At 55.8% G+C, this 23,968-nt stretch carries 22 protein-coding genes and 1 other RNA gene; 16 read left to right on the top strand and 7 right to left on the bottom strand.

Annotated elements, in window-relative coordinates; translation table 11 throughout:
* The first annotated feature begins 65 nt into the window (after positions 1 to 65).
* From GSUB_RS05765 to GSUB_RS05805, 9 genes are all read left to right on the top strand, one after another.
* A complete protein-coding gene (locus tag GSUB_RS05765; RefSeq protein ID WP_040199698.1) occupies positions 66 to 1,274 on the top strand; it encodes an SPOR domain-containing protein in 1,209 nt (402 codons plus the stop codon).
* An 18-nt stretch (positions 1,275 to 1,292) separates the two neighbouring features.
* Positions 1,293 to 2,327, top strand: a complete 1,035-nt coding sequence (locus GSUB_RS17925) for a hypothetical protein (protein ID WP_052464616.1) — start codon at positions 1,293 to 1,295, stop codon at positions 2,325 to 2,327.
* A gap of 23 nt (positions 2,328 to 2,350) precedes the next feature.
* Positions 2,351 to 2,821, top strand: a complete 471-nt coding sequence (locus GSUB_RS05775) for an MOSC domain-containing protein (RefSeq protein ID WP_040199700.1) — start codon at positions 2,351 to 2,353, stop codon at positions 2,819 to 2,821.
* The gene (locus tag GSUB_RS05780; RefSeq protein WP_040199703.1) at positions 2,821 to 3,312 is read left to right on the top strand and encodes a MogA/MoaB family molybdenum cofactor biosynthesis protein; all 492 of its coding nucleotides are present in this window, start codon (positions 2,821 to 2,823) and stop codon (positions 3,310 to 3,312) included. Before GSUB_RS05775 ends, GSUB_RS05780 begins: the two co-directional genes overlap by 1 nt.
* A gap of 40 nt (positions 3,313 to 3,352) precedes the next feature.
* Positions 3,353 to 4,084, top strand: coding sequence for a PilZ domain-containing protein (locus GSUB_RS05785; RefSeq protein WP_040199705.1), 732 nt, complete (start codon positions 3,353 to 3,355; stop codon positions 4,082 to 4,084).
* A 484-nt stretch (positions 4,085 to 4,568) separates the two neighbouring features.
* On the top strand, positions 4,569 to 6,233 hold the full coding sequence (locus tag GSUB_RS05790; protein WP_040199707.1) for an AMP-binding protein: 1,665 nt from the start codon (positions 4,569 to 4,571) through the stop codon (positions 6,231 to 6,233).
* Positions 6,234 to 6,373: 140 nt separating this feature from the next.
* Complete coding sequence (locus tag GSUB_RS05795) at positions 6,374 to 6,823, top strand: hypothetical protein (protein ID WP_040199708.1); 450 nt, start codon at positions 6,374 to 6,376, stop codon at positions 6,821 to 6,823.
* A gap of 49 nt (positions 6,824 to 6,872) precedes the next feature.
* Positions 6,873 to 7,271 carry a YbaN family protein gene (locus tag GSUB_RS05800; protein WP_040199710.1) on the top strand — a complete coding sequence of 133 codons (399 nt, stop codon included), beginning with the start codon at positions 6,873 to 6,875 and terminating at the stop codon, positions 7,269 to 7,271.
* Positions 7,272 to 7,349: 78 nt separating this feature from the next.
* On the top strand, positions 7,350 to 7,685 hold the full coding sequence (locus GSUB_RS05805; RefSeq protein ID WP_052464620.1) for a hypothetical protein: 336 nt from the start codon (positions 7,350 to 7,352) through the stop codon (positions 7,683 to 7,685).
* On the opposite strand, the gene GSUB_RS17930 is transcribed toward GSUB_RS05805, so the two are convergent.
* Entirely contained in the window at positions 7,682 to 9,946 is a 2,265-nt protein-coding gene (locus tag GSUB_RS17930) for a Cache 3/Cache 2 fusion domain-containing protein (RefSeq protein ID WP_052464622.1), read from the bottom strand. The genes GSUB_RS05805 and GSUB_RS17930 overlap by 4 nt on opposite strands.
* Positions 9,947 to 10,168: 222 nt before the next feature.
* On the opposite strand from GSUB_RS17930, the gene GSUB_RS05820 reads away from it, so the two are divergent.
* Together GSUB_RS05820 and GSUB_RS05825 are read left to right on the top strand one after the other, a co-directional pair.
* Positions 10,169 to 11,362 carry a M24 family metallopeptidase gene (locus GSUB_RS05820; protein ID WP_040199712.1) on the top strand — a complete coding sequence of 398 codons (1,194 nt, stop codon included), beginning with the start codon at positions 10,169 to 10,171 and terminating at the stop codon, positions 11,360 to 11,362.
* 56 nt (positions 11,363 to 11,418) lie between these two features.
* Positions 11,419 to 13,254, top strand: coding sequence for a putative bifunctional diguanylate cyclase/phosphodiesterase (locus tag GSUB_RS05825; RefSeq protein WP_084211780.1), 1,836 nt, complete (start codon positions 11,419 to 11,421; stop codon positions 13,252 to 13,254).
* A gap of 199 nt (positions 13,255 to 13,453) precedes the next feature.
* Here GSUB_RS05825 and GSUB_RS05830 read toward each other — a convergent pair whose 3' ends face one another.
* Genes GSUB_RS05830 through GSUB_RS05845 form a run of 4 tightly spaced genes read right to left on the bottom strand, consistent with a single transcriptional unit; the run spans position 13,454 to position 17,033 of the window.
* A complete protein-coding gene (locus GSUB_RS05830; protein ID WP_040199713.1) occupies positions 13,454 to 14,875 on the bottom strand; it encodes a nicotinate phosphoribosyltransferase in 1,422 nt (473 codons plus the stop codon).
* A gap of 23 nt (positions 14,876 to 14,898) precedes the next feature.
* A complete protein-coding gene (locus tag GSUB_RS05835) occupies positions 14,899 to 15,732 on the bottom strand; it encodes an SIR2 family NAD-dependent protein deacylase (protein WP_040199714.1) in 834 nt (277 codons plus the stop codon).
* Between the two features lie 57 nt (positions 15,733 to 15,789).
* Positions 15,790 to 16,281, bottom strand: a complete 492-nt coding sequence (ybaK, locus tag GSUB_RS05840) for a Cys-tRNA(Pro) deacylase (RefSeq protein ID WP_040199715.1) — start codon at positions 16,279 to 16,281, stop codon at positions 15,790 to 15,792.
* A 5-nt stretch (positions 16,282 to 16,286) separates the two neighbouring features.
* Complete coding sequence (locus GSUB_RS05845; RefSeq protein ID WP_235269912.1) at positions 16,287 to 17,033, bottom strand: rhomboid family intramembrane serine protease; 747 nt, start codon at positions 17,031 to 17,033, stop codon at positions 16,287 to 16,289.
* A gap of 228 nt (positions 17,034 to 17,261) precedes the next feature.
* On the opposite strand from GSUB_RS05845, the gene GSUB_RS05850 reads away from it, so the two are divergent.
* Positions 17,262 to 18,626 (top strand): NAD-dependent succinate-semialdehyde dehydrogenase, encoded by a 1,365-nt coding sequence (locus tag GSUB_RS05850; RefSeq protein ID WP_040199716.1) that lies wholly within the window; start codon positions 17,262 to 17,264, stop codon positions 18,624 to 18,626.
* Between the two features lie 178 nt (positions 18,627 to 18,804).
* Positions 18,805 to 20,574: a L,D-transpeptidase family protein gene (locus GSUB_RS05855; RefSeq protein WP_052464626.1), complete on the top strand. Its 1,770-nt coding sequence runs from the start codon at positions 18,805 to 18,807 to the stop codon at positions 20,572 to 20,574.
* On the opposite strand, the gene GSUB_RS05860 is transcribed toward GSUB_RS05855, so the two are convergent.
* Both GSUB_RS05860 and ssrS read right to left on the bottom strand, forming a co-directional pair.
* Positions 20,550 to 21,716, bottom strand: coding sequence for a TraB/GumN family protein (locus GSUB_RS05860; protein WP_235269913.1), 1,167 nt, complete (start codon positions 21,714 to 21,716; stop codon positions 20,550 to 20,552). The genes GSUB_RS05855 and GSUB_RS05860 overlap by 25 nt on opposite strands.
* Before the next feature lie 168 nt (positions 21,717 to 21,884).
* Positions 21,885 to 22,065, bottom strand: a non-coding RNA gene (ssrS, locus tag GSUB_RS18515) — 6S RNA.
* A gap of 237 nt (positions 22,066 to 22,302) precedes the next feature.
* On the opposite strand from ssrS, the gene GSUB_RS05870 reads away from it, so the two are divergent.
* The 3 genes from GSUB_RS05870 (at position 22,303) to GSUB_RS05880 (ending at position 23,956) form a co-directional block, all read left to right on the top strand.
* Positions 22,303 to 22,587: a GAF domain-containing protein gene (locus tag GSUB_RS05870; RefSeq protein ID WP_040199719.1), complete on the top strand. Its 285-nt coding sequence runs from the start codon at positions 22,303 to 22,305 to the stop codon at positions 22,585 to 22,587.
* A complete protein-coding gene (locus GSUB_RS05875) occupies positions 22,584 to 23,330 on the top strand; it encodes a sensor histidine kinase (RefSeq protein ID WP_052464628.1) in 747 nt (248 codons plus the stop codon). Before GSUB_RS05870 ends, GSUB_RS05875 begins: the two co-directional genes overlap by 4 nt.
* 287 nt (positions 23,331 to 23,617) lie before the next feature.
* Positions 23,618 to 23,956, top strand: coding sequence for a P-II family nitrogen regulator (locus GSUB_RS05880; protein ID WP_040199720.1), 339 nt, complete (start codon positions 23,618 to 23,620; stop codon positions 23,954 to 23,956).
* Positions 23,957 to 23,968 lie beyond the last annotated feature (12 nt).

Consider the following 23,968-nt stretch of genomic DNA (forward strand, 5'->3'; position numbering starts at 1 on the left):
CGCCGGACCGATCTCCGGTCTTTTCTGCAATGGGGTATGGCGCGATATCAGGAGGATCAATCCGGATGACTGGCAAGGATGATGTGAAAAAAGAGATCGATCGTCAGACAGAATCCGCACAACAGGATACGCAACAGGAAAAAGACGTTCAGGCCCACAGCGGGGATGTGCCCAACGAGCCTGTTTCGCCTCCTCCGCAGGGACGATCCGTGCGCCCGCTTCTGCTTGTGCTTGTGCTTCTGCTGGTCGTCCTGGCCGCCGTCGCCTGGTTTGTCTATTTTGCGCCCCAGCAGTCTTTGAATTCTTCTGGAGTGTCGGGCGACTCTGTTGCCCAAAGAGAGACCCGCCCCATCCCCAATCGCGAGAAAGAAGTCTCCCAAAAACCGCAAACGCAATCAAAGACAGTTACGGCACCTGAGGATGCATCCTCCCCCTCTGATCAAACCGAACCCCCGGTAAACAAGCAGGACGGCACCGAGAAGCCTGCCGTTCAAAAACAAGCCATCCCCCGTCCCGCTGCGAAAAACCAACCGCAGGCCATCCCGATTACGGATGCGGCGGAGGGTAACGCTGTGGAAGAAAAAAAAGATGCAGCCTCCTCGACCACGAAAGAGGAATCAGGGCCGATTGCGAGCGAAGAATCGGATTCTTCTGTTCGGGAGAATGTTCAGGATGAGGCCCCGAAAAAAGGTTCCGAAGATGCCAAGACCGCCGCCCTTTTGCATGATTCCGATCCCGGTCCTGCCGCTGAACCCGGGCAGTCCAAACCGGCATCAGAACAAGCGGTTTCTTCCGGAAAGGACAGTGAGAAGGCTGTCGCCAAGGGAGCCTACATGGTCCAGGTCGGCGCCTACAGTGTCGCTGCACATCTGGCCGCCGACCAGAAGAAACTGCATGATCTTGGCTTTGAAACCTCGGTTCTCGAAACTCGACGCCCAATCCGCATGATCCGGCTGCGGGTCGGAACCTTTTTCCCCAACCAGGGAGAAACACAAATCGCTCGGTTGACAGAACTCGGAGCAAAGCCTTTTTTCGTCAAAGACGGAGATCTGATGGTGGTTTATGCCGGCTCCTTCCGCAGTGAAGAACGTGCCGATCGGCTCTCGCAGCGCCTTGCAGAGGCTGGAGTCCATGTTGAGGCCGAACGGACCAGCGTCGATGTTCAACTGTCGATTCTGCGGTTCGGTCCGTTTGAGTCCTTTGCCGAGGCCAGATCAGCCGCCCAAAAGGCGGATGATGCCGGGTTGGAGACTCTCATCGTCAAAATGCGCTGAACCCAGGCGGTCGAGACGATGGAAAAGGGTGAACGGTTGCGCCTGCGTGTCAGCCCGCAGGTCGCTGCGCAGATCGGTCCCGGCTCTTCGCGTACTCAGCGCCTGGAGGTCGCTAAGGCCCGGCATCCCCTGCCTGATCTTGCCTATGCCTTGGTTTTCCTGGCTTTCGGACAGGATGAAGAAATCCGCAAGCATGCTCTGCTCACGTTGAAAAAACTTCCTGTCGTTCATTTACACTCACTTTTGAGTGATGAAGCCACGCCTCCCAAGGTTTTGCATCTCATTGTCCGCCTTCGATATGACGATGCGGACTGCATGGCCTCCGTGATTAAGAATCCGGGGGTTTCAGACCGCACGCTTCTTTTTCTCGCCCGTGAGGCAGGGGAACAAACACTTTCACTGTTGCTTGAGGACGAAAAATACAGTGTTTCAGCCCCTGGTCTTCTTGAAGCCATTGCGGACAATCCCAGGGCAGGCAAGGGCATTAAAGACAGGATATCGGCTGGGAGGGGAGGGGAGAGCAGTTTGCAGGCCGAAAAATCTGCAGAACATTGTGAAGATGACAAAAGCGAGGGGGACAAAGACAGGGCGTCAGAAGATAGCCGGGAAGATGACATTTCAGAGTCCAGTGAGATCAATCAGTCCAAATACCAGATGTCGTTGGATTTGTCGGTTTCTGAAAAGATCAAGATGGCGTTGACCGGCGACAAGGAGTGGAGATCGATCCTTCTGCGCGACGCCAATAAGCTGGTCTCTTCGGCCGTGCTTAAAAATCCCCGCATCACCGATGGCGAGGTGCTCGCTGTGACCCGCAACCGCAGTGCCAGTGACGACCTGATTCGGATCGTTCTGCTCAATACCGAATGGGTCAAGAACAACGAAATTAAAAAAGCCCTGGCCATTCATCCTCGCACCCCTCTGCCGAAGGCTTTACGCTTCATGTCGGCTTTTACTGAAAAAGAATTGAAACAGCTCTCAAAAAGCCGTAATGTTTCGCAGGTTATCGTCAACAGCGCGCGAAGAATGCTGATGGGCAAAGAAAAGGGGCGCTGAGTACCGTTTTACAGGAGCATTTCATGCAACAGGGAAAGTTGATCGCCGTTTGTACCAGCCCCGGCAAGGGGCAGCGTAAAAAAGACGTAGGGCAGGGCGTACTGGTCCCCGGATTCGGGGTTGAAGGCGATGGGCATGGGGGAGACTGGCATCGTCAGGTTAGTCTGCTGGCCATGGAGAGCATCGATAAAATGCGTGCCGCGGGTCTTGATGTGGGGCCTGGGGATTTTGCGGAAAATCTGACTACCGAAGGACTTGATCTTTGCGCATTGCCTTTGGGGAGCTTGCTTCAAGTGGGCGAAACGGCCGTGCTGGAGATCACTCAGATCGGCAAGATCTGCCATGAGCGCTGTGCCATTTATTATCAGGCCGGCGACTGCGTCATGCCCAAGGAGGGCATTTTTGCGGTCGTCCGCGAGGGGGGAGAGATCGCACGGCAGGATCGGGTGAAAGTAATCAAGATCGGTGACGGCACCACGGAGGCTGTCTCCTGATGACTGCTTTTCGCATCGCAATCCTGACTCTGTCCGACAAAGGCGCCCGTGGCGAGCGCGAGGATGAGAGCGGTCGTATCCTGCACCAGATGTCGGCCTCTCTCGGGACGGTCGATCATTATGAGATCATTGCCGATGAAGCGGATCTTATCACGGCACGGCTGATGGAGTGGTGTGATTGCGGAGAGCTCGACCTGATCCTGACCACCGGCGGGACCGGTGTTTCTCCCCGTGATGTGACGCCACAGGCGACACAGCAGGTTCTTGATTATGAAATTCCCGGCATGGCCGAAGCCATGCGCGCCGCCAGCCTGGCCAAGACCCCGCATGCCATGCTCTCACGCGCCCTTGTCGGGGTCCGCGGACAGACTTTGATTGTCAATCTACCTGGAAGTCCAAAGGCGGTGCGGGAAAATTTCGAGGTGATTCTACCGGCACTGCCTCATGCACTGGCCAAACTCAAGGGTGATCCGTCCGATTGTGCCCAGTGAAGCCAAGAGATCGATTTTTCCCAAATAAGTGGTGGTAATTATGCCCAAGAAGATCCTTTTTGCGGTTTCCGATCCTCACAAACTTGGTCTGTCCCGCGGTTTTTACCGTCGCGATGAATTCAAAACCACCCTTTGCAGCGATAGCCGCGAAGCCTATGCCATCATTGAAGAAGATGCGCCGGATCTTGCCGTAATAGAGGTTAATCTCCCTCCGTGGGGGGGCGATTCCTGCTGCCGCCGTGTCAAAAATGATTTTTTACTGCAGCGAACCCGAATCATTCTGCTTGCGCCGCCGAAAATAGAGGATGAAGAGCGCTGCCGTGACAGTGGCGCCGATGCGATTCTGCCGCTGACCACCGCGCCCGATCCACTGCTGGCAACGGTTCGCAGGCTCCTGGGGCTTCCCGACCCGGGGCGTCTGGCTCCGCGCGCTTCCATCGAACTTAAAATCCGCTTTCGCCACCTTCCCCATGGTGATTTCTGTCAGGGGATCACTGTTAACCTCGGAACGGGAGGGTTGTTTCTGCAAGCGGAAGCACTTTATCCCCGCGACAGCCTCATTGAGCTTGTTTTCCCAGACCTGGGAAAACATCAGGGCAAGCAGGCAACCTTTACGGCCCGTGTGGCCTGGGTCAATCATCCCGAATGGGTTCTGAAACCTGAGCTTCCTGTGGGTATGGGGTGTGAGTTCATCGACCTGTCCCTGGCGGAAATGACGCAGCTTGAAAGGTTTGTTTCCCGCCATCTGTCCGAGACAACCAGCGCCACCTGACTGGATCTGTGTTTCTTTTGCAGAAGCCGGTACCTCAACCTCTTTGAGTCGATTATTTTCTGGTACAGTCCTCCTTTCTTCGCTCACTCTTTTTAGCCCGCCCTTGATTATCGGTTGTCAGCGGTGTCGCTGTCCACGCCAATGCCACTTGGTCGTCAATACATGTAAGATGCTGAAACTTAATGATTTAAAGCTGTTCCTCCTTTGTTTTCACAGTTCCTGTGGATAGCACTGTGAAAAAATTCAGGACAGTCGTGGCCAACGCCCCCGGAACGAGACATTCAGCTTTTTGCCTAAAAAATGTGCAGCGATGCTAGGCTTCATTTCTACCGAGTCTATGGAGTAAGAGCATAAGGTTTGAATTGACTGAAAAACAAAATCCGTGTTATCAAAAATTCTCTTTAAATATCAGTTTTTTACATTGTTTAACATTTTTTTGGGCACCCCAAAAATTTAGTACTGTTTAAAAAATGGAGGTTTCAATATGGCACAATCTCTCGCTTTCACTATGGGCTCCCTGCTTGCCGATATCGCCCGCCGTTTCCCCGAGCATGACGCCCTGGTTTATCCTGATCGCGGTCTGCGTTTGACTTATCGCGAATTCGACGCATTGACCGATCGTGTCGCTAAGGGCCTTCTTCGCATGGGGATCCAGAAAGGAGATCATGTCGCCATCTGGGCCACGAATGTCCCCCAATGGGTGATTCTGCAGTTTGCCACGGCCAAAATCGGTTCAGTACTGGTCACGGTCAATACCAACTATAAGTCGGCCGAGTTGGAATATGTGCTCAACCAGTCGGATGCCAAGGCGCTGTTTCTGGGGGAGGGCTTCAAGGATACCGATTATGTGGAAACTCTCTATACGGTGGTTCCTGAACTCAAGGGAACCGCTGCAGGTGCGTTGGAAAGTGCGAAACTGCCCTTTCTGAAACACGCCGTTTTCCTGGGGGAAGGGACTCCCGACGGCATGCTGGCATATAATGAGCTGGAAAACATGGGTCGCGATATCTCTGACGATGAACTCGATGCAGTCAAGAACAGCCTTGACCGCTTCGAAGTCATCAATATGCAGTACACCTCGGGAACCACAGGGTTTCCCAAGGGAGTGATGCTGACCCACGACAACATCATCAACAACGGCTTCCAGATCGGCGAGTGCATGAAGTTCACCGAAAACGACCGACTCTGCATCCCCGTGCCGTTTTTCCACTGCTTCGGCTGCGTGCTTGCAGTTATGGCCTGTGTCACCCATGGAACGGCTATGGTGCCGGTGGAGACGTTCAACCCTGAACAAGTTCTGAAAACCATCGAGGCTGAAAAATGTACTGCCGTCCACGGTGTCCCGACCATGTTTATCGCCGAGCTTGAGCATCCCAACTTCAGGAATTACGATCTTTCCACCCTGCGTACCGGAATCATGGCCGGCAGCCCCTGTCCCATTGAAGTTATGAAGCGTGTGATTCGCGACATGAACGCAAACGAGATCACCATCGCCTACGGCCAGACCGAATCTTCACCGGTGATCACCCAGACCCGTACCGACGATCCGATAGAACTGCGGGTGGCCACCGTCGGGCGCGCCCTGCCCAATGTCGAAGTCAAGATCGTCGATATCGAGACCGGCGAGTCTCTGCCGCCCGGTAAGCAGGGCGAACTCTGCACCCGCGGCTACCATGTGATGAAAGGGTACTACAAGATGCCCGAAGAGACCGCGCGCGCCATCGATGACGAAAACTGGCTGCACACCGGCGATCTTGCGGTCATGGATGAAAACGGCTATTGTAAAATCACCGGGCGCATTAAGAATATGATCATTCGCGGTGGGGAAAACATCTATCCGCGCGAGATCGAGGAATTTCTCTACACGCATCCGAAAATCAGCGATGTCCAGGTTTACGGCGTACCGGATCGCAAGTATGGAGAGCAGGTGATGGCGGCGGTCAAAATCAAGGACAATGTCGAGTGCAGCGAAGACGAGATCCGCGATTTCTGCCGGGGACGTATCGCCAACTACAAAATACCGACCTATGTGAAATTCGTCGATGAATATCCCATGACCGCCAGCGGCAAGATTCAGAAATTCAAATTGCGTGAAATGGCGATCAAGGAATTGCAGCTTGAGGACCTCGAATCGGCCTCAACGGGCTGAGTTACGTATCTTTGAATATATCTATTCACCTCGCGGGGTCGTCACTCCTTTGTCATGGGAGTGACGACCCCATGCTGAACATTTACCCTTAAGTGGTACGAAGCCAAATCTCCAGATTTTAACTGATGGGATGATACAGCATGATTTCAAAGCGCAATAATGCAATTCACCAGCGAGTGCGCGAAGCGTTGAAAGCGCAGTCGCCGCTGCCGCTGGAGGAGATCATCGCACTGCGTAAGAAGAGCCGACAGGCTGTCAAACTTTTTAAGGCCACCTTCTGGGTGGCCATTATTCTCTTCAACCTGGTTCTCTGGGTGCCGCTGCCTTTTGCCCTGAGTACAACAGCGCTGGTGACAATCTGTGCGATCTGCCTGTTTGTGGCTTTTGTGCCGCCGATCTTCGGCATCCGTGAACACCAGCGCCGCCTGGATCTTTTGCAGGAATCTTCTGCCGGACCTAAACGGTCGCTGGTTGGTTCCGCTGGCAAGACCTATCTCGAGAAGGTCAAGGAAGAGGGGCGCCTGCTGGTCAAGGCCGAGGTGGAAATTCTGGAAGAACGTCAACCGGCCGGCGCATCGGAGTCGAATTGAGGTACCTGGGCAGCGATAATTCCCGTTTCATGAGGGCGTTTGACAGATCGTGACCGCAGGCGCTTCTAAGAATAAAGATCGCCCCATCCTGCGAGCTTTTCTTCTGGCCGGGGGGCTTTTAAGCACGGGACTCGCTGTTCTCGGCATTTTTCTGCCGCTGCTGCCCACCGTTCCCCTTCTGCTGCTGGCGGCCGCCTGTTTTGTCCGCAGTTCCGCGCGCCTGCATCGCTGGTTGTTGGAACATCCACGCCTTGGCCCTCTTGTTTCCGGCTACCTTGATGGAGAGGGCATGCCGCTGCGGGCTAAAGTCAGCGCTATCTTGTTGATCTGGATCTCCATTCCCCTTTCTGCCTGGCTGGTTCCGCTGCTCTGGGTGAGTGTTCTGTTGATTCTTTTGGGATTGGCGATTACAATTTACCTGCTGAGTCTACCGACGCTGGAGTGCTGAATTCTCTCGACAATTCTCTGAAATCTCATCCCTTTCCGTCTCCGGGGGTTGCCTCGATGCGGAGAAAGAGCTGCTTTTGTGGACAATCAGGAATATGACGATCAGAACCTCGAGCAATATTCCGAAGGTCTTCAGGCATTGCGCAAGCGGCGCCTGAGCCTGGGAATCCTGATTCTGATCTATGTCCCGGCGATCTGGCTGGCTTTGAAACTGGGTCAGTCCGATCGGGTTGCGGGGGTCGTGTTTGCCATCTGGATCCTGCTGGTGTGTGTTGCGGTGTGTTACACGGCTTTTGCCCGGTGCCCCAGGTGTGGCAATTATTTCCACATGAACGGATTTATCCCTCTGTATCTGCGCCGCTGCCTGCATTGCAACCTGCACGTCAATGCGGATAAGCAGAGCAGAAAGGGTTAATTCTCTTTCTGCTCACTTCCTCTGGCAAAGGGCGCTCCTCTATCGGGCCACGGCAGTTCGATGTAAACACGCGTCCCCTTCGTCGGGCGGCTTTCCACCCAGACCCGCCCCTGGTGTTCCTGCACGATATCCTGCACGATGCTCATCCCCAGTCCTGTTCCTTCCACTGCCGTGGTGGAGCTGTCCGCGCGGTAGAATTTGTCGAATATATGTTTGACCTCTGAGGCCTTCATGCCGATCCCCTCATCCTCAACCATGATCTGGTAGCCGTCCACCTTTGGGGCCCCGACAATGCGGATTCTGCCCCCGTCAGGGGAATATTTGATTGCATTTCCGACAATGTTCTCCAGGGCCTGCTCCAGTTTGTCCCGGTCGCAATCCAGAACAACCGGCTCCTGCGGCACGTCGACTTCAAATTGGTGGCGCCGGGAAAGGTTGCGTCCGAACGTGGCGGCTTCATGCAGAATATCATTGAGGTCGCAGGGGTGTTTCTCGAGAGGGATTTCTCGCCCCAGCTCAATGCGGCTGAGATCGAGCAGGTCATTGACGATGCGAGATAGAGACCAGGCTTTCTTGTTGATAAAGGTCGCAGCTTCGCGAAAGGTCTCATCGGGCAGATCGCGGTTTTCCAGCAATAATTCCGAGTAGCCGATGATCGATGCCAGCGGTGTGCTCAATTCGTGCGCCGCTGTGCAGATAAATTCGCTCTTGAGGCGGTCTACTTCCCTCTCTCCGGTGACGTCATGAATGATAAAGATCATCCCGGCAAACCCTCCGACGCGCGCTTGTATGGACGAGGTGCGGGCTTCCATAATACGTGTCCCCTTTCGGGTGGGGACCTCAAAATCGAATCTCTGGGAAATTTTTCTGTCATGGAGACTCTCGTCGATTTTGCGACGAAGCTGTTCGTAGGGAACAATCTGCTCAAATGATCGCATGACCGCATATCTCGGGGAAACCCCCAGAAATTCGGCGGCTGGATCGCTCAGCAACATAATGCGGCCATGGTTGTCGACTACGATCAGGATTTCCTCCACCGATGTCAGGACGCTGTCGATCCGGTTGCGGATTCCGCCGGCGACCATGTAGCCGACGGGAACAGCCAGCAGCACCATGATCGCAGCCGTCAACCCCGTCCAGTAGCCCATGTTGTTGATCGCCGCCTGCAGCCGGTACTGGCTGTCCATCAGGTCGCTTTCGTAATATCCTGCTCCGATGACCCAGTCCCAGGGTTCGAAGTAGGCAACCGCAACGATTTTTTTCCGCGGCTCGTCTTCGCCGGGATTTCTCCAGCGGTAATTGACGAATTCCACCGGGATAGGGGAGCCTGTGGGGGGATTTGCCTGCCTGAGCGCCTGCTCGATGATTTCACGAATAAAGTAGCGGCCGTCCGCGTCGACGCTGTCCCAGATATCCTCCCCATCGCGGGTGCCGTCTTTGGATATGATGTAGTGCCCCCGGTGTCCCCCTTTGCCGCCGAGAACGTAAACATAGCCGCTTTTGCCCACCACGATGTCCGCAATCCCTTTGCGTAAGCTTTCGAGGTTGTCCTGACGCACTCCGACATAAAGGGCACCCACGACATTCTTGCGGGCCTCATCCCACAGGGGGTGGTAGGCGGTGACATACCAGGCATTGACCACATAGGCTCTGCCCCGGTAGCTCTCGCCCTTGAGAATAGCTGAAACAACCGGGTCTGCTTCACCTTCGGGAGTCACGGCCGGGATATATGTGCCGATTGCGCGGCTGCCGTCTGTTTCCGCCACGTTGGTCGCCACGCGCAACATATCGCCACGGGGGTTCATCCGCTGGAAAAGGGTAACCGTACCCCCGACCAGGTTCTGAATATCGTCCACAATGGGAGTCGGATTTTCGAAGTCCTTGTTCCGGCCCAGCCAAGTGGAACCGATATACAGGCGTGGCAGGGTGATCGCCTGCTGTGACCCATCGTATTGGTTGCGCACCTGCCATTCGATATTCGGTTCGCGAAAATGAACGCTGCCGTGGGATTTCACAATATGGCGAGCGACCTGCAGGTTATGGTTGACGGTCTGCTGCAGGGCCTCCTGGGTCGAGCGGCACATCAGGTAGACATTGCGGGTGATTTTACGGGCCTCGCTGCGGGCTTGCCGGTCAATTTCCTGCACAAAGAACTGCTCAAGCGAGCTTTTGTGGTAAAGGGCTGTTGCCGTGGCGACCAAGGTCGTCAGAAGGATCGGAAGAATGGCCATCCAGGTGATTTTCAAACCGAATTTCATCATGGCGTAACCCCCAACAGGCAAGCATTCAAATCGCAGCAGTACATATCTGAAAGGATAACGGGTTTTTAAAGTTTTACGACGAGGCAATTGGGCTGCTCATGTTTTCTTGACAGTCGAAGTCGACACTGTAAAAATGCCACTTTTAATTATGGGACAATATTATAAAGCGTGATTGCCTGTATCGCTCTTAGGATCACATTTTTTATAGGGAGGTTGAGTTGCATGCGCATAACTCCAGCGTCTGAACTGCAGAATCGTGTCCACGCACTTCAAAGCCTGATGCAGGAGGCCGGCCTGGATGCCGTCCTGATGCTCCAGAGCGCGGACCTTTTTTATTTCACCGGCTCCATTCAGCAGGGTCTGCTCTATGTTCCGGATTCCGGCGACCCCATCTACATGGTGCGCAAGGACTACACCCGGGCTCGTATGGAAAGCGGCCTCAAAGAAATAGTCGCGTTCCGGAGTCCGAAGGATCTTCCCGGGATTCTCGCCGATTTCGGACGCAGCATGCCGAAGACGGTCGGCCTTGAACTCGATGTGTTGCCGGTGTCCCTTTACCAGCGGCTGCGCAAGGTTCTTGGCGATGCCCAGGTCGGTGACGCCACGCATCTGATACGTACAGTCCGGGCGGTGAAATCCGAGTACGAAATCGAAATCATGAAGGACGCCGCGCTGATGGTCGATCAGGTCTGCCAGCATGCCGCTGAAATCATCCGGCCCGGCATGACGGATCTGGAATTGGCCGCCGAACTTGAATTCACTGCGCGCAAGAAGGGGCATCAGGGTATTACCCGCATGCGGGGATTCAACTCCGAACTCTTCTACGGCCATATCTTTTCCGGGGCCGACAGTGCCGCGCCGGCCTACCTTGACGCGCCGCTGGGCGGTATTGGCGTCAACCCGTCCATCGGCCAGGGCGCAAGCTACAAACGGATCGAGGCACATCAACCGATCATTGTCGATTTTGCCGCCGCTTTCGACGGTTACCTGGTGGATCAGACCCGGATTTTCTGTATCGGCGAGTTGCCCGCCGACCTGCAGAAAGGCTATGACGACATGCTCGCTATTGAAAAACACCTCAAGCAGATCGCGCGGCCGGGTATCAGTTGGGGCGACCTTTACGAGAGCTGCTACAACCTGGCCTGTGAAATGGGACACAAGGAACATTTCATGGGAGCCGCAGGGGCTCAGGTTTCGTTCATCGGCCATGGTGTCGGCATCGAAGTCGACGAATATCCTTTTATTGCCAAAGGGTTCAAGGATCAGCTTCTGAAGGAGAAAATGACCTTCGCTTTTGAGCCCAAGGTTGTCTACCCCGGCAAAGGTGCGGTCGGCATCGAAAATACCTTTTGGGTGGAAGACGATGGTCTCAAGCACATTACATTTACCCGGGAAGAGGTTTTTATCATCGACTGACCACGACAGGCGGCGTTGCCACCGTCGATCATCATTACCTTTGGGGGGGGATTGTGATGACTGGAGATACAAAGGAGAGCTGTGTGCCTTATTGCGCTGACGAGCAAAACCACTGTCAGCAGCAGCCAGGCTGGTCGGCGGTTCTATCCTCGTTGGCAGATGCTTCTCTTCTACTGAGAGAGGATGACGACCTTTACAGACGTTTGGTTGAAGATGTTTCAGATGGCCTTTTTCTTCTGGATGGATGCGGCCGGATCGAATACGCCAACGACGCCCTGGCCACGCAGTTCGGGCTGGAGTCCATCGACCTGCAAGGCGCTTTTCTGTGGGACTTTGCCACCGATGAAGAACAGGCAGGAAAAATAAGGGCGCTGCTTGCGCAGGTTCAAGCTGGGACAAGGTCCAAGCAGGATGTCTTGCTACGCGGCCATGACGGGAACGATTTCTGGGGATTGCTGTCGCTGAGCCCCGTGACCCGTGATGGGCTTGCCGTGACAGCGGTGGTGGGGCTTCTCAGCGACATCAGTCGGCGCAAAATGGCTGAAAAAGAGATTCTGCGGCAGGCCTATACTGATCCTCTGACCGGTCTGCCTAATCGCATCCTCCTCGAGGATCGTCTGCACCAGGCGCTGGCGCAGGCGCGGCGTCAGAAAGCCATGGTGGCCGTCCTGGTCATCGACTGTGACAGTTTCAAGGATGTCAACGACAGCCTGGGGCATGCAGCGGGGGACTGGTTTCTGCGTCGCATCGCCAAGCGCATGGAAGCGGAACTGCGCCGTGGCGATACCATTGCCCGCATCGGGGGAGATGAATTCGTTGCTGTTTTCTCTCCACTGAAAGGAACCGAGGATGCGGTTGTCCTGGCGGGTAAACTGCTCGATGTCCTCTCTTCACCGGTGACCTGGGATAAATGCGAGATTCCCTGTGCGGTCAGTATGGGAATGGCATTGTTCCCGCAGGATGGAGAAGACCCGGAAACCCTGCTTCACCACGCCGATATCGCCATGTATCAGGCCAAGAAAAGGGGAGGGCGAAGGTTTCAGTTCTTCTCCCCTTCCATGAACATGCGCGCGCGGCAATCGGACCGTTTTGAGCAGAACATTCTTCAGGCCCTGAACACGGGGGAAATTGAACTGCATTTTCAGCCTGAAATCGACCTGGCCGGAAAGCAGGTCCGCCGCGTTGAGAGTCTTCTCCGCTGGCGGCACCCTGAACATGGACTTCTCTCACCTGGCTTTTTCCTTCCTCTCGCCCAGCAAAGCTCCATCCGCCCTGTGCTGGGGGAGTGGATTCTGCGGACCGCCTGCCGCGCGGCACAACGGTGGCGAAAACAGATTGACACCCCCTTTCTCGTTTCCATCAACCTGAGTGCGGAGGAATTTCGAAACTACAAGTTCTTCGGAACCCTGGTGCGGGTTCTGCGGGAGAGCGGCTTGGATCCTGCTGCGCTTGACCTGGAGCTGCCGGAGGACGCCCTGGTTGGCGATGATGTTGAAATCTCACGTCGTCTAAGGGAGTTGCGTGATCTCGGGGTACAGCTGACCATTGATAATTTTGGCAGCGGTTATTCCTCGGTGCAGCGGTTGAGCGAGTGGCCCATTCAGCGGATCAAGATTGCACGCAACTTTGTTGAGATGATGGAGACACGTCGGACCATCGGTCCAGCCGCTGCAGTTCTGGCGCTGGGAAACAGCCTGGGAGTGGACGTGGTGGCCGAGGGGGTGGAAAGTCCGCGGCAGGTTGATCTGCTGCGTCGACAGGGGTGCCGCCACATGAAGGGATATCATTTCTGCAGACCCTGTGAGGCGGGTGCTTTTGATGAAATGCTGGCCAGCGGCCTCGGGCGCAGCGGTTTCGGGGTACTGGAGAGCAGGGTGGTGTCGCTGGATTGAGTTTTTCCTGTTGATTCGAACAAATTATAGCGTCCCATAAGACTGAGGTCGACACCGAAATTGGCCGATTCCTCGTATCCATAGTTAAAATTTTAAATAATACGCGGAATTTTGGAAAAGGAAGGTGCGGGAGGATGTTTATTGAGTGAAACTACCTGGGGGGAGACAAATCAGCAAGCCCTGAGTTGTGAGTTGGTTCTCAGGGCTCATGACGGGCGACGAGGGAATCACGCAGTTGGTGAAGTTTTTGACTGATGGAAACCTTGTAGATGTGCGGGTTGGTCAGTCGAAGAGAGCCGGCAGGGAGTCGCTGCAGCTGGTCCATGCAGCGGTCGCGCGCCTGCTCCAGGGTGGAGAGCTCCACACAGATGTTTCCGTCCTGCATGACCTGCCTGCGCGGCGATTCGAACTCTGCATCGTGCGGAAGTGTTTTCTGCCGCACGGGATTGGCCGGATCATAAACTCGATCCCCTGGCTTGGGTTCTTCGCCGTCGCTGGTGATCAGGTCCAGGTGGAAGTCGCCGTTTTTCTCCAGGACGCGCCAGACACTCTTGCGGTCGGGCAGGGTCGCCTTGGAGATGTCGGAGGTAGTCTTCATGCGTGGTTTGCCGTCGAACTGCACCAGTTTGTAGACGCCTCCCAGAGCACCGCCGCCTTCACCGTGGCAGGTGGCCAACTTGGTGCCGACACCATAAATATCCACCCGGCCGCCTTCATCGCGGATGGAATGGATCACGTGCTCATCCAGTTCGTTGGACGCCACAATTTTAGCATCGGGGAAGCCTGCTTCGTCAAACATGCGGCGCGCTTCCCGGCTGAGGTAGGCCAGATCGCCCGAATCGAGACGCACGCCGAGAATCTCATGACCGCGTTCGCGCAACTCCCTGGCGACCGTAATCGCATTGGGCATGCCGGACTCAAGCGTGTCGTAGGTGTCCACCAGCAGCAGACAGCTTTCGGGAAAGCATTCCGCATAGGCGCGAAAGGCTTGAAGTTCTTCCTCAAAAGCCATGACCCAGCTATGGGCATGGGTTCCTTTGACGGGGATGCCGTGCACCTGCCCGCCCCACACGTTGCTGGTGCCGAAGACGCCGCCGATGGCCGCCGCGCGCGCTACGCTGAGACCGCCGTCGGGGCCTTGTGCGCGACGCAGGCCGAATTCGATGACCGTACTGTCCGGCCCGGCGGCGGTGGTCAGTCGAGCGGCCTTGGTGGCCACCAGCGTTTGAAAGTTGATGATGTTGAGCAGCGCCGTTTCCACGAATTGCGCTTCAGCCAGGCTGCCTTCCACCGTCAACAGGGGTTCGGTCGGGAAGACCACCGTCCCTTCCGGGGGGGCCGTCACCGAACCGCGAAAGCTGAAGTCCCGCAGAAACTCAAGAAAACGCGGCTTGAACAATCCGAGGGAAGAAAGGTAGTCGAGATCCTCTCCCGTGAATTGGAGCTGTTCAAGATATTCGAGCGCCGGCGCAAGACCGGCAAATGCAGCATAGCTCCCCTGAAAGGGCGCTTTGCGAAAAAAAAGATCGAAAACGGCCGGCTTGTCGTGCATCTCTTCATCAAAATAGCCGGCCAGCATGGTGAGTTCGTACAGATCGGTCATCAGGGCTGAATAACGCATTCTGTCTCCTGTTCCGATGTGGTTTACGGAGTGTCGAGCTGCTGCTCAATCCCTCTGAGTCCTTCGAGCCCTCCGCAGTTCAACGAGATATGGGGCGCGTCGATGTGCGGCTCGCGCGGGTTGATGCGAATCACCTTGATGCCTGTGCGGCGTCCCAGACGCTCGCTCAGGAAGCGGATGGTGGGAACCATGGTTCCGGCGCCGATTTCGACCACCGCGATGGGCTGATCCCTGTGGGTATCGAGAAAGGCCTCGAAGTGCTCCTCCTGTCGTTGCGTGCGGTCGCTGATCCAGGAGTAGTCGCCGAACATGAGGATATTGGGGCGCGCCGTATGTCCGCAGTGAATACAGCGGGGAATGTGTTCTGCCCGCATGGTGTTGAAATCGACGGGGATCTCCTCTTTGTTGGGCCAGATCGCCATGCAGCAGGGCTTGAGACATTGAAGGTGGTGAATTGAACCATGGACCTCAAGGATCGCCCCTTCGTCGAAGCCGGCTTTCTGAAATTGCCCGTCGACATTCGAGGTGACCACGAAATGATTCAGGTCATAGCGTTTGATCCACTGCCGCAGAAGGGAAAACCCTTCATGGGGAGTCGTTGCGCGATAGAGGTTGGTGCGGTGACCGTAAAACCCCCAGCCGAAGGCGGGATCCTGCTCGAAGTGAGTGGGGTTGGCGGCATTGACGAAATTAATGCCCAGCCTCTGATACATGGGGTAGGCGTTCCAGAAACCATGATCGCCACGAAAGTCGGGCAGGCCCGAATCCACGCCGATTCCGGCGCCGGCTGTGACAATCAGGGCGCGCGCTTCGGCGATGGCCTGCGCGGCGGCGTGGAACAGCTCCTTCTGTGACATGCGTCCTCCTCAAATATCCATGCTTTTCCCGAAGCTCAATCCTGACCTACCCCCTCACTATACCAACTCCTGCGCAACTTGCACGGGGGTGGGCGCCAGCACACGAATCAGGTCTTTGGGAGCTATTTCCACCAGGAATCCACGCTTGCCGCCGTTGATGAAGATGCGGGGCAGTGTGGCGATGGTCTCCTCCATGTAAACCGGCATCGCTCTGCGCACGCCGAAAGGCGACGTGCCACCGACCTGGTAGCCGCTGTGACGCTGGGCATCGGCGGCGGCACAGGGTGTGACGTTTTTGACTCCCAGGGTGCGGGCCAGATTTTTGGTGGAGACCTGGCGGTCACCGTGCATCAGGACGATCAGCGGGCGGCCTGCTTCATCCTCCATGATGAGTGTCTTGATGACGCAGTGCTCATCCACGCCCAGTTCCCGTGCGGAGACCTCCGTGCCGCCTTTCTCTTCATAGGCGTAGAGGTGGGGCTGAAAACTGACCTTTTCTTTTCGCAGTACTCGAATGGCCGGAGTGACCGGTGTCTTTTCCTTAGCCATGATTGTTATTGAAACCAGGCGAAGAGCATGCCGACAAACGACAGGCCCGTCAGGACTACGCAGACCCAGGCGGTTGTTCGCAGCGCCGGCTCGATAGCCCGCTGGCGGGTGCTGGTCACCGGCATGACCATGCCGAGCAGAACCCCGCCGACCGCGCCGCCGAGATGTCCGGCATTGTCAGCGCCAACCAGCAGGCCGAAAATAAATGCAAAAACAGCCCATTGGAACATGAAATTGCGCATGGAGATGGCGATGGAAGTGCCGATGCGGTGATAATACATGACCGAAAAACCGATCAGCCCGAACAGCGAGGTGGAGGCCCCAACCACCGGTGTGTGGGGGTGCCACAGCAAACCAGCCAGGGTGCCGGTGATGGCGGTGATGAAATACAGGTTGATGAAGGCCGGGCGGCCGATCTCAAATTCCAGGCGTGAGCCGACCTGGTAGAGTACGATCATGTTGAAGGCCAGGTGGATGAGACCACCGTGGGTAAAGGCATAGGTGACACAGCGCCACCACTGGTCGGCCTGCAGCACCAGGGGCTGCCAGAGCTGTCCGCCCCAGTGCAGCAGCAATGCGACCGGGGGATTCATGATCGCTCGCATCTGCAGGCCTGCCACAGTCCCGTGCAGCACCATCAGGGTAAAAAGAATCAGATTGATGAAAATGATGGTCCGGGTCACCGAAACCGACTGTGCACCGAACCCGTGCCCACCCGAAAGGTTTCTTTTGATTTGGCGTTGCCAGTTCACGAATATCTTCTCCTTGTAAGAACGAAGTTGGAAAGGATAAAGACTAACTCAGCCCCTCGATTTGAGCAACGCATAAAGGACAGAAGCTTCGAGGTCAATTGTTCGGTTTGTTGCCGTGGAACTTGAAATCCAAAGATGATTTAGGCAAACTGTTGTGCTATCAGGGTAGCGTACCCGATAAATCTCGAATGCTTTGAATTTCACTCTTATTCTGGAGGAGACAACGACATGGCCCTGGAATCAATCAATCCGGCAACGGATGAACTGATGGAAACCTTCGATGAGTGGTCTGCGGAACAGACCGCAGAAGTCATCGATGAGGTGGATGCGGCCTTTCAGCAGTGGCGGCTGACATCCTTTGAGAAGCGGCGCGAGCTGATGAATCGTGCCGCGGGCGTTCTGCGGGAGAACAAGGATGAATACGCGCGCATCATGGCGCTCGAGATGGGAAAACCCATTAACGACGGGCGCGGAGAAGTGGAGAAATGCGCCTGGGTCTGCGAGTACTACGCTGAACAGGCTGAAAAGATCCTGGCGGATGAACCGATCGAAAGCGACGGCTCCAAATCCTATGTCGGTTTTCGCCCCATCGGAACGGTGCTGGCGGTCATGCCGTGGAATTTCCCTTTCTGGCAGGTGTTCCGTTTTGCCGCACCGGCCCTGATGGCGGGCAACACCGGGGTGCTCAAGCATTCCTCCAACGTGCCGCGCAGCGCCCTGGCCATCGAGGAAGTTTTCGTCAAGGCAGGCTTCCCGCCTAATGTTTTCCGTACCCTGATGATCGGTTCCCGCAAGGTCGATGCAGTGATCGAAAATGACCTGATCAAGGCTGTGACCCTGACCGGAAGCGATATCGCCGGGCGAAAAGTTGCCGCCAAGGCCGGTGAGATGCTGAAGAAAACTGTCATGGAACTCGGCGGCAGCGATCCCTTTATCGTGCTGGAGGACGCCGACCTGGAAGAATCGGCCCAGGTGGCGGCCAAGGCGCGCTGCATAAACTCCGGCCAGAGCTGTATTGCCGCCAAGCGCTTTATTGTCGTTGATGCCGTGTATGAAGCCTGGACGGAAAAATTCAAGGCGGCTCTGACCTCCCTTAAAGTCGGCGACCCATTGGCCGAAGAGACCCAGGTTGGTCCGCAGGCGCGGCGCGATCTGATGGAGGAACTGCACGAGCAGGTGGAAAAATCGGTGAGGATGGGGGCCCGGGTGCTGCTGGGCGGAAGCCCGCAGGAGGGCAAGGGAAGTTTTTATCCTCCGACCCTGCTGGCTGACCTCAAGCCGGGTATGCCGGCTTATGACGAGGAACTGTTCGGTCCGGTCGCCTCTCTGATCCGCGTCGCCGATGCCGAAGAGGCTGTGGCGGTTGCCAATGCCAGCGCCTTCGGGTTGGGCGGCTGTGTCTGGACGGCTGACAGCGCGCGCGGAGAAGAGATCGCCGCCCGCATCGAGGCCGGTGCGGTCTTCGTCAACGGCATGGTCAAGAGTGATCCTCGACTGCCTTTCGGCGGTGTGAAAATCTCAGGTTATGGCCGCGAACTTTCCCACTACGGCATCAAGGAATTCGTAAATATCCAGACCGTCTGGGTGCGCTGAGCCGGCTGCGGAAATCAGAAAATAGAGCTTTGCCCCCTGAAACCCTTTTTGATGGGCTTCAGGGGGCTTTGTTCTGAATCCGCCATCAGATCCGGCTGCAGAACTGGCATTTTTGCTGTTATAATAGGTCCTGACAAGCGTTTTGTTATTGACCCACCCTTGAGCAATGGGAGCGTTCATGTCTTTTGTCAGGATTTTCTGCCTTGTTTTTTGCTGTTTGCTGATTCCCTTGGTGGATGCTTACGGCGCAGATCGTTCGGAGCCCTCCCTGAGCGCGCGCATTGCGCTGGACATTCAGACTCTGACCCGGCAGTTTTCGCCGCCGGCCCTACGAATCGGCAGCCAGACTCTGCAACTGCACGAAGACCTGGCGCGCTTCTATATCGAAGGTGATTTTCAGCCTGCCTGGTTCAACCCGGACACGGGATGGGTTTCAGGCCAGGCGCGCTGCCTGCAGTCGGTGGTGCGCGATGCGGCAGAGCACGGCCTGCATCCCGAGGACTATCATTCTGAGCCCATCCGACAGCTTCTGGCGCTGGTGGAAGACTACCGGCGCTTCGGCATCCCCCCCGACCCCTTCCGACTTGCACAACTCGATCTGCTGCTCAGCGACGCTTTTTTGTCCTATGCCTCCCATCTGACGGCTGGGCGTGTTGATCCCAATTTGGTCCATGCCGGGCAATGGCAGGCCAGACCCAGACAAGCCGATGTGCGACGCCTTCTATCTTTCAGCCTTGAAAATAGGCGTGTCGCTGAAGCTCTCAACGGGATGGTTCCGGCTTATGCCGAATACCACCGGTTGCGGGAAGCCCTGCAGCGCTACCGCCTCGTGGCTCAAATTGGGGGATGGCCGTCTGTGCCGGCAGGAAATATCTTGCGCCCGGGAGACTCGGACCCGCGTTTGCCGCTGTTGCGCAAGCGGCTCTGGATCGAGGGGGATTTGTCTTATTCAGGTGACGAGGGCGATCTGCATTATGATGAATTTACAGCCCGGGGGTTGGGAAGATTCCAGGCGCGCCACGGTCTGAGCGCGGACCGCGTTCTGGGACCAAAAACCCTGCGGGAACTCAACCAGAGCGTAGAAAAACGGATTGAGCAGATCGAGATCAATCTTGAGCGTTGGCGCTGGCTTCCGAAGAATTTGGGCGACAGGCACATTCGTGTCAACATCGCCGATTTCAAATTGGAGGTCAGGGAAGGCGAGCGCACCGTCATGTCCATGCCTGTCGTCGTCGGGACGTCCTATCGAAAGACCCCGGTGTTTTCCGACCGCATGACCTACCTGGAATTTGCACCTTACTGGGGGGTGCCGCAGACGATCCTCGAAGAAGATAAGCTTCCTGAAATAAGGAAGAATATCAATTACCTGGATGCGCACAATTTTGAGATTATCCCCTGGAACGGTCCGGGATGGGCACGTATCGATCCGCGGACGATTGACTGGGATCGCGTGACGGCCGAAGATTTTCCAGGGCTGCTGCGGATGCGACCAGGCCCCTGGAATCCCCTGGGGCAGGTTAAATTCATGTTTCCGAATGAATTCGACGTCTATTTGCATGACACGCCTGAACGCCATCTTTTTACGCACAACAAGCGTCTTTACAGCTCAGGATGCATCCGTATCGAGCGGCCGGTTGATCTGGCTCAGTATCTGCTGGAAGGCGATGCAGAGTGGGGAGGGTGTTCGACGTTGCTGGATCTGTTCAATGGCGCGGAACCACGCCGGGTGGAGCTTGCAAAATCTCTCCCGGTGCACCTGTTGTACTGGACCGCGTGGGTTGATGCGTCGGGCTCTGTTCAGTTCCGCCCGGATGTCTACGAGCGCGATGCCGATCTGATACAGGCGTTGAAAAACCAGCGGCAATCAAGACGTTATATCGGTTCGCAGGCCGAATCCATGGAAAAGCTCGTGGGGCAGGAGGCTCAGATCAGATCCTTGAGCCAGTGAAAAGCAAGGAAGGTCCCCGCGGTTGACCCCAGGGATGAGAAAAAGAACACCAGCAGCACACGGGCCAGCCGATTTTTCCACCAGCCACGCACGACGACCAGATCCTCTCCCAGACGCTCCATGTCCCGTACCGTGGGGCTGGCCACGATCGCCTGCACCAGACCGGTGACAAAGCCGGCACCGATGGTGGGGTTAAGAGAGGTGATGGGGGCTGCGATGAAGGCAGCAAGAATGGTCAGCGGATGCCCCAGCGCCACAAGGGTCCCCAGCGCCGAGAGGAGCCCGTTGGCCAGTACCCACGCGAGTGCGGCACCTGCAACCTGCTGACGATCGCCGAGCAGGAACCCGAGGATGAACAGCGCTGCGACCACCGACGGAATGATCCAGGGGATAATCTTTGAAATCAGGGGTTTCGGAGGAACGTCCGAAATATCCTCGATTTGTTTTGTGCTGATTTCTTCATGCAGCAGACGCTTTATGCCGGGGATGTGAGCTGCGCCGAGCACCGCAACGATCCGCTTTCCAGGGGCCTTGCGGATGTGGTGCGCCATGAACAGGTCGCGTTCATCGACCAGAATGCTTTTCACCGACGGAAGCATGCGGCTCATTTCCTCCAGCATGGCTGAAAGAGTATCGCTTTGCCGCAGCCGGGCCAGCTCCTCCTCGTTGATCTCGCTTTTTTCAAAAAGGCTGGCCACCAGCGAAGCCATAATCTGCGTCTTCTTCCAGAACCCCGTCTTGCGCCACACGCGCAACAGCGTCGTGCGGATGCTGCGGTCGACCAGCTCGACCTGCAGGCCGAGTTTTTCGGCCGCTTCGGCGGCGGCAGCCATCTCGGCACCGGGTCGCGTACCGGTCTGCAATCCCATCCTTTTCTGAAAGGCGGAGAGTGCCAGGTTAGCCATCAGAAAGGGCACCTGCCCATTGCGAATGACCTGCTTGAGGTTGAGTGATTCCCACTGGTTGCGATACTGCAAGGCCTTGAAACGCTGCTCGTCAAGTTCAACGCAAACCGTATCCGGGGCCGTTTCCTCAATGACGCGGGTGACTGTTTCGGCCGACTCACGCGAGATATGAGCGGTGCCGATCAGAATGATTTCTTTGTCGTCAATACAGATTCGATGAATATCGGATTGGTCCATGGCAGCCATTTCTCTTTTCTGTGAACAGGATTCGCGCCGGATGGTAACACAACAGCGGGATGTGTCGCTGAAAAAATCGCATCCCGTGCTTTGGTACGGGGCCGGCCCGGCAATTCAATGTCCAGGCCAGAACGCAAAAAAGGCGCCTGTATTGCACGGCGCCTTTTTAGTCTCTCCACACCTACCGTGGGCCGTTGGCCTCACTACGAGTACCAACCAGGTGGGCTTCTCGCAGGCCGCATCAGGCGTCCCGCTCAAAGGCGGGCTTGCACACAGCAACCCTCTGGGAATCCCGATTCAAAATTATTCCGCGTGGGCGTTCCTGGCCTCACCTGTAGGGTAGAGAGTCCAACCTCTATGAGTTTGAGTATTAACAGATCGCTGCCCGCTGAGCAAGCCCTATTTTGAGCCTCTTTCTGCTCTTTTTTTCATCATCGCAGGGTGAATTGTTCGGCAACGTTCTGCTCCGTCGCAAGGCCGAATCTAAAGAGACCATGAAATATCGGGAGCTTGTAGCATAATTTTAAAATGGCACGGCTTATGCCGGTGTAAAAAATCATTGAATTCTGAGCGAGAGAGGAGCCCCATGGCAAGCTTCACCATCGGGAAAAAGGAAAAACTGCTGGAGGCCCTGATCGAGATCGGGCAGGAACTGGTTTCGACAACTGACCTGCAATCTCTGCTGCAGCGGGTTCTCGATGTCTCACGCGACGTGTTTCAATTTGACAACGCCATCATTCGCCTGCTTGATGAATCAGGGGAGAAATTGATCACCTCCGCCAGTTATGGATACGGCCCCCATGCCGTGGTGCGGGAGAACGCCGCTTCCAGAAACGCCGCATCGCCCCCCTTCTTGAAGAAAACGGCGTGACCGCCGGAGCCGTTGTGATCGTGGAGGATATCACCGATTTCAAAAATCTTCTCGACCAGACCATCCTATCTGAAAAGCTGGTTGAAATCGGCCGCCTCTCTGCCGGAATTGCCCATGAAATCAACAATCCTCTCAGTGTGATCTCCTATGCAACCCAGCTGCTTTTGAGAGAGGAGGACCTGCCGCCGTTTCAGATCGAGATGCTGGAGCGGATTGAAAACGAGACGGACCGTTTGAAAACTCTGACCGGCGGCCTCCTGTCGTTCTCCAGGTCCGGTGAAAGCCGACAGCGTTTGACCGACTTCAATGAGACCGTCAGGGACGCATTGCGCCTGTTGCATTTTGAGACGGCACGCAAGCAGATAGCGTTGCATGAATGCCTGGCGGCGCTTCCTCTTGTACGGATGGATGCCAACAAGATCAAGCAGGTGGTAATCAACCTGGTTATGAATGCCATTCAGGCACTGGGCGAGCGGGGCAACATCACTCTAAAAACGTTCGAGCCGGAGCCTAAAATGGTTGAGCTCTCTGTCGCCGATGACGGCCCCGGGATCTCCCCCGAAGTTCAGCAGAGGATGTTCGAGCCGTTTTACACCACCAAGAAAGAAGGGGAAGGAACCGGGCTGGGGCTTTACATCTGCCGTTCCATCGTTTCCGATCACGGCGGACAAATATGGGTCGAATCGATGCCCGGAGAGGGGACAACCTTTCACATTCGTCTGCCTGTTGCACAGTCTGTATAAAAAAAAGGCAAAATTGCTTTTCGGTGAGGAAAATAATATCAGGTGAAAAACGAGCGAATATTATAAGTTGCCGAAATAGCTAAGTTTTCTCAGTTGGCACGTTGAGTGCTATAAACCGGACAACCACGACAATCAAACCTGGCGGGATGAAACAATGACGTTTCGGTGCCCGCAGGAAATAAGGGCAACGGCGCCTGTGTCTCTTCCATGAATTTCATGGAATGTGGATGCGGGCGTTTTTTTATTTACGGTCGAAAAATTCATCGGCTTACAAGGAGAAGACAGGCATGAAAAAAGTGGAATGCATCATCAAGCCTTTCAAGCTCGAAGACGTAAAGAATGCACTGATCGAAATGGGGATTCCGGGCATGACCGTTGGCGAAGTGCGCGGTTTCGGCCGTCAGAAAGGACACACCGAACTGTACCGCGGCGCAGAATACCAAATCGATTTCATCCCTAAGATCCGCCTCGAAGTGGTTGTCGAGGATGGGCAGGTGCCCGAGGTGGTGGCCGCCATCCAGAAAGAAGCCTGCACCGGCAGGATCGGCGACGGCAAGATCTTTGTCACCCCGGTGGATCAGTCGATCCGGATTCGCACAGGCGAGCAGGGGGCTGACTCTCTTTAATCCCATGCCGAT

The sequence above is a fragment of the Geoalkalibacter subterraneus genome, from assembly GCF_000827125.1.
Lineage (GTDB): Bacteria > Desulfobacterota > Desulfuromonadia > Desulfuromonadales > Geoalkalibacteraceae > Geoalkalibacter_A > Geoalkalibacter_A subterraneus.